This window comes from Bradyrhizobium sp. (assembly GCF_049691595.1).
Taxonomy (GTDB): Bacteria; Pseudomonadota; Alphaproteobacteria; order Rhizobiales; family Xanthobacteraceae; genus Bradyrhizobium.
Genome location: NZ_JBAVNZ010000061.1, coordinates 1 through 5,962, shown reverse-complemented (window position 1 = coordinate 5,962; position 5,962 = coordinate 1). Strand labels below are relative to the sequence as shown.

Below are 5,962 nucleotides of genomic sequence, written 5' to 3'. Positions count from 1 at the left end.
CGTCGACCTCCCCCGCAAGCGGGGGAGGTAAGATCAGCCCGCCAGCCCCGTGCCGCCATAGAGCCAGGCGAGATGGCCGTAATACTGCTCCGACGTCGTCGCGCGCATGATGGCGTTGCGGAAGCGGGCGTGTTCGCCCGATGGGTGATAGATATGCTCGCCGATGGCACGGGATTGCAGTTGCACGCGCGCGGTGCGCGGAAAACGCCGGGCGCGGTATTTTTCCAGCGCGGCCGCGTCATCATCGTGGTGCGACAGCATGTGCGACAGGCACACCGCGTCCTCCATCGCCTGGCAGGCGCCTTGCGCGAAATATTGCAGCATCGGATGCGCGGCATCGCCGAGCAGCGCGACGCGGCCGTCGACCCAGCGCTCACTGGGATCGCGGTCGCACAACACCCACAGCCGCCAGTTCCTGCCGTGACGGATGATGTCTTTGGCGCGCTCATGCACGTGCGCAAAACCCTGCATGACCTCGTCGTCGGCGACCAGCTTGCCGGCGACCGGCTCGGGCGCGTCATTGTGACAGGTGACGACCAGGTTGAACACCTTCCAGCCCGACAGCGGGTAATGCACGATGTGGCATTTCGGCCCGGCCCACAGCGTCGCGGCGTTCCAGCGCAGATCCTCCGGCATCTCTTCGGTCGGGATCACCGAGCGATAGGTGGTGTGGCCGGACACGCGCGGCGGCCCGTCCGCGATGACCTGCCTGCGGATGTTGGACCACAGGCCGTCGGCGCCGATCAGGAGCCGCCCGGTGACGCGCGCACCATTGGCGAGCCGCGCCGTCACCGACGATCCGTCCTGGTCGTAGCCGGACACCTCGCTGCTGACGCGCAGCTCGATCAATTCGTGTCGCTCGCAGGCGCGCAGGAACACGCCATGCAGGTCGCCGCGATGCACCACCGCATAGGGGTTGCCGAAGCGCGCGCGGAACGCCTCGCGCAAATCGATATGGGTGATCTCCTCGGCGGTCAGCGCATCCATCAGCCGGAGCTGGTCGATGTAGACGGCCATGCCGCGTGCGGCCTCGCCGACGCCGAGATAGTCGAAGGCATGAAACGCGTTCGGGCCAAGCTGGATGCCGGCGCCGATCTCGCCCAGCGCCGCGGCCTTTTCCAGCAGGATCGAGCGGATGCCTTTTTGCGCGAGGCCCAGCGCCGCGGCAAGACCGCCGATACCGCCGCCGGCGATCAGGACGGGACGATCGTCGGCCGATGCCATCAGTTGGACTTTCCCAGATGTTCGAGCGCGTCTTCGGCGCGCAACGGCACCCGCGAAGCCTCGTTGTTGAGATCGACGAGCCGGGTCATCAGCGCCAGCAGCGTGTTGCGGTCCGCCGCTTTCAGCGGCCGCAGCATCCGCGCCTGCGCCCGCCCGACCGAGGGCATGATGTCGCGCAGCAGTTTTGCGCCCGATCTGGTGAGATAGAGCAGCTTGACCCGCTTGTCCTCCCGCGCCGGCTTGCGCTCGATATAATGTTTGGCCTCCAGCCGCTCGATCACATTGCCGAGCGTGGAGCGGTCGAAGGCGATCACCGCCGATAGCCGCGTCGCATCGATGCCGGGATGGGTGTGAATCGCGACCAGCGCCGCATATTGCACCGGCGTCAGGTCGTATGCCTTGCATTCCTCGACAAAGATCGCGACCGCGATCTGCTGCATCCGGCGAAACAGATAGCCGGGCGCGGTGTAGACCGCATCCATCGTGATCGGCGCGGGCTTACTCGGCATCGGGCTGTTGGTCCGGCGCGGCTTCAGTGAACGCCTTCATCGCTTTGGCGGCGGCTTCGGCCTGCATCAGCCGCGGATAGGCTGCGAGATCGACGCCAAAACGCCGCGCATTGAAGAGCTGCGGGACCAGGCAGAGATCGGCCAGCGTCGGTGCGGCGCCGAAGCAAAACGGGCCGGGCTCGCGCGTGATCAACGCATCGCAAGCCGCGAGCCCCTCGCGATTGGCCCAGGCCGCCCATTCCGTCACCTTTTCCTCAGGCACGCCAAGCTGCCGCAGCCGGGCCAGCACTTTCAGATTCTGCACCGGGTGGGTGTCGCAGGCGAGCGCCATGGCGAAGGCGCGGACTTTGGCGCGCCGCAGTGGATCTTTCGGCAAGAGCGGCGGCTCGGGATGGGTCTCATCCAGCCATTCGATGATGGCGAGCGACTGGGTGAGGATCGCGCCCGCATCATTCTCCAGCGCCGGCACCAGCCCCTGCGGGTTGATCGCGAGATAGGTCGGGGCGTTTTGTTCGCCCTTGCGAAGGTGGTGCGGCAGGTGCTCGGCGCGGAGACCCTTCAGGTTCAGCGCGATCCTGACCCGGTAGGACGCGCTGCTGCGGAAATAGCCGTGCAGCTTCATCGGACCCTCCCCGTGATTCTATCGTTGGCGCCCCGGCCGGTTTCATTGACGCTAGCCACATTGTGAGTATACTGTCAATTAAATCCGGCGACGACGATAACGGGAGGCCGACCATGGAAGCCGTGCAGAAGACCCCGGAACGCGAGGCGTTCTACCGGAAGATCGACAGTGAAAATCTCGCAGCACTTTGGAACGTGATGGGCGACCTCATCACGCCGGAGCCGAAAAGCGCGTGCCGGCCGCATCTGTGGAAATTCGATTCGATCCGCGACTACATGACGGAGGCCGGCCGGCTGATCACCGCCAAGGAAGCCGAGCGGCGGGTGCTGGTGCTGGAAAACCCCGGCCTGCGCGGCCAGTCCAAGATCACGACCTCGCTGTTTGCCGGCGTGCAGATGGTGGTCCCCGGCGACATCGCGCCGGCGCACCGGCACAGCCAGTCGGCGCTGCGCTTCGTGCTCGAGGGCAAGGGCGCGTTCACCGCCGTCGACGGCGAGCGCACCGCGATGGCGCCCGGCGACTTCGTGATCACGCCGTCGATGACCTGGCACGACCATTCCAACGAGACCTCGGAGCCGATGTTCTGGCTCGACGGGCTCGATATCCCGATGGTGCAGTTCTTCGATGCCTCCTTCGCGGAGGGATCGGACGAGGACCAGCAGAAGATCACAAAACCCCCCGGCGACAGTTTTGCCCGTTACGGCCACAATCTGTTGCCGGTCGACCAGCGGCGCAGCTCAAAAACCTCGCCGATCTTCAACTATCCCTATAGCCATACCCGCGAGGCGCTGGAACAGGCCAGGGCCAGCGGCGCGTGGGACGCCTGCCACGGGCTGAAGCTGAAATTTTCCAATCCCGAGACCGGCGATTTCGCGATGCCGACCATCGGCACCTTCATCCAGCTATTGCCGAAGGGATTCAAGACCGCGCGCTACCGCGCGACCGACGCCACCGTGTTCGCCGCGATCGAAGGCAAGGGACGCTCGCGGATCGGCGAACAGACCTTCGAGTGGGGCCCGCGCGACCTGTTCGTGGTGCCGAGCTGGCACTGGGTCACCCACGAGGCCGACGAGGATGCGGTGCTGTTCAGCTTCTCCGACCGCCCGGTGCAGCAGAAGCTCGATCTGTTCCGCGAAGATCGGGGCAACGCGTGATCAATTCTGGTCGTCCCGGCGAACGCCGGGACCCATAGCCACAGGCCTTGGTTTTCAGGAGGGCTTCAGCCACATCGCCTCATCGACAGATCGTTCCCACCGTCGGACCCTCCAGCTGGACCCCCTCCACCCATGCGCATATGCATTTTCGGCGCGGGCGCCGTCGGCAGCCATTTGGCGGTGCGGCTGGCGCTCGCCGGACACGACGTGTCCTGCGTGATGCGCGGGCCGCATCTTGAAGCCGTAAAGGCCAAAGGCCTGGCGCTTCGGGTCGGCGATGCCGAATTCAGGACGAAGGTCAGGGCATCCGACGATCCGGCCAACCTCGGCCCGCAGGATTTTGTCGTCAGCACGCTGAAGGCGACCGGGATCGCCGCGCTCGCGACCGGCTTGCCGCCGCTGCTGCGCGACGATACCGGAATCGTGTTTGCCCAGAACGGCATTCCCTGGTGGTACGATCTCGGCCTGCCGGCTGATCATCCGCCGCCGCCCGATCTCGGCTTTCTCGATCCCGGCGGCCGGCTGCGCGCCGCGATTTCGCGGGAGCGGATCGTCGGCGGCGTGATCTTTTCCTCCAACGAAATCGGCGCGCCAGGCGTCGTTGCCAATCTCTCCCCCGACCGGAACATGCTGCTGGTCGGCGAATGCGACGACCGTCCGAGCGAGCGGATCGCGCGGCTGCGCGACGCGCTCAACGAGGCCTCGATCGCCTCGCCGCCGGTCGCGCGGATCCGGGAAACGATCTGGACCAAGCTGTTGACCAACATGTCGATGTCGGTGCTGTGCCTGTTGACCGGGCAGACCGCCCGGGGCGTGAGGGACGACCCGGACTTGCGCGACGTGGTGCCGCGCCTGCTCGACGAGGCCAACAGCATCGCCCGAAGCTGTTTTCCTGACGTCAAGCGCGCTACCCGCACCGGCCCCGCGCCCGACCACAAGCCTTCGATCCTGCAGGACTACGAACTCGGTCGGCCGATGGAGATCGACGTGCTGGTGCGTGCGCCCGCGGCATTTGCGCGGGCCGCTGGACTGTCGACGCCGATGCTCGACATGCCGGCGGCGCTGGCGATCCGTCAGGCGCGCGACAAGGGGCTCTACCGGGGTTGAGCGTCAGACCCGAGGCTGGCAGTGAACAGGCTGGCCATCAAAAGCTGAAAGCGCGGTGTCTGCGGGAATGTCTCCGCGCCCTGTCGGGCTGATCCGACAACGCAGTTCGCCGCGGACCGATCGCTTCGAATTGGGCCTTCTGCTCGTCGCTCAGCGTTCCGTAGAAATCGCCGAGCGCCGCGCGCACCAGCCTGACCGCTTGCAGCATGACATCGAGCCGTTTGCCCGCGGCCGCGATCCGTGCCGGTGGCGTGACCGCATCGTCGGGCTGGCACGCGGTCTTCAGCATGTCCGCCGCCCTCGCGCTCGCGTCCTGGAGCGCGGCAAGACGCGCACGCTGGGCGTCGTCCGGGCGCAGCCTCGCTTCGATTTCTTCGGCCGGCCATTTCAGCTCGGCCGGTTGCGCAACGTCGCAACTCTGAACAACCGGTCTGTTGCCCCTCCTTGCGGCGATTTTCCGGCGCTGGTTCTCACCAAGCGCAGTGAGCCGCGCCTTCTGTTCATCGTTAAGGAGGCTGTAGAACTTATCCAGCGATGGCTGTACCGTTGCGACCGCCGCGAGCATCGCCTCGATGCGTTGCTCCATGGATGCCAGCCGGCCCGGCGCCGTCAGCGATAGCTTTGTCGGGCAGGCTGCCTTGATGTTCTGCGCGGCGGTGACGGATACGCGGGCGAGATCGTCGAGCGCGGCACGTTGCGCCTCAGTCGGCTCAACGGCCTGCCGAATGAGGTCGATCGGCAGGCCGACAATATCGCCGCTGTCGTCACCGCACATTTGGATCAGCCGGTCGGGCGCTGCATCGGGGCTGCCGGGTGCCGACGAGGCACGTGGCGGCAAATAGAACGCAAGATCATCATAGCCGTAGGGCGAGAACATGCCGGCGTAGATGTCATCATAGCCATAGCCCCAGAACGGCGCGCCAAAGCCGCCGCCCCAGACCGCATAGTCATAAATGTCAAAATAAGCGAACGGCCAGAACAGCGGCCCGATCCATCCATATCCGCCATTACGGTGTCGCCACCATCCGTTTCCGCCCCGGCCGTGGTGCCATCCGGCGGTCGCCGCGCTGGCGGCGATCCGGGCGCGAAAGCCGGGATTGCGCAGCGCAGTTGTGTTGCGCATCGTACGGGCAAGCGCGCGGGAGTTCAGCGCATTGGATCTTGTGCTTCGGACCGCGAAACTGCGATTGCGGCTGAAACCCGGCCGCGCAAACGACCTGCTGCGGATATGGCGCCCGCCACCGAAATGCGCACGGCCGAAATGCCCACCGCCGATGTGCGAACCGCCGATGTGCGCACGGCCGAAATGCCCACCACCGCCAAAATGCGCGCCACCGCCAAAATGC

General features: G+C 66.0%; 6 protein-coding genes. 2 read left to right on the top strand and 4 right to left on the bottom strand.

Features of this window, described 5'->3' with window-relative positions:
- Positions 1–33: 33 nt before the first annotated feature.
- The 3 genes from WCE35_RS02845 to maiA are packed head-to-tail and all read right to left on the bottom strand — an operon-like array spanning position 34 to position 2,355.
- Positions 34–1,224, bottom strand: a complete 1,191-nt coding sequence (locus WCE35_RS02845; RefSeq protein WP_424591828.1) for a 3-hydroxybenzoate 6-monooxygenase — start codon at positions 1,222–1,224, stop codon at positions 34–36.
- A complete protein-coding gene (locus WCE35_RS02840; protein ID WP_424591827.1) occupies positions 1,224–1,733 on the bottom strand; it encodes a MarR family winged helix-turn-helix transcriptional regulator in 510 nt (169 codons plus the stop codon). The genes WCE35_RS02845 and WCE35_RS02840 overlap by 1 nt, the downstream gene beginning before the upstream one ends.
- Positions 1,723–2,355, bottom strand: coding sequence for a maleylacetoacetate isomerase (gene maiA / locus WCE35_RS02835; RefSeq protein ID WP_424591826.1), 633 nt, complete (start codon positions 2,353–2,355; stop codon positions 1,723–1,725). Before maiA ends, WCE35_RS02840 begins: the two co-directional genes overlap by 11 nt.
- Positions 2,356–2,468: 113 nt before the next feature.
- Between maiA and gtdA the strand changes: the two genes are divergently transcribed.
- On the top strand, positions 2,469–3,509 hold the full coding sequence (gtdA, locus tag WCE35_RS02830) for a gentisate 1,2-dioxygenase (RefSeq protein WP_424591825.1): 1,041 nt from the start codon (positions 2,469–2,471) through the stop codon (positions 3,507–3,509).
- Positions 3,510–3,641: 132 nt separating this feature from the next.
- Positions 3,642–4,616 (top strand): ketopantoate reductase family protein, encoded by a 975-nt coding sequence (locus tag WCE35_RS02825; protein WP_424591824.1) that lies wholly within the window; start codon positions 3,642–3,644, stop codon positions 4,614–4,616.
- Between the two features lie 37 nt (positions 4,617–4,653).
- Here the strand turns inward: WCE35_RS02825 and WCE35_RS02820 are convergent, their stop codons facing one another.
- The gene (locus WCE35_RS02820; protein ID WP_424591823.1) at positions 4,654–5,739 is read right to left on the bottom strand and encodes a Spy/CpxP family protein refolding chaperone; all 1,086 of its coding nucleotides are present in this window, start codon (positions 5,737–5,739) and stop codon (positions 4,654–4,656) included.
- Positions 5,740–5,962: the final 223 nt, after the last annotated feature.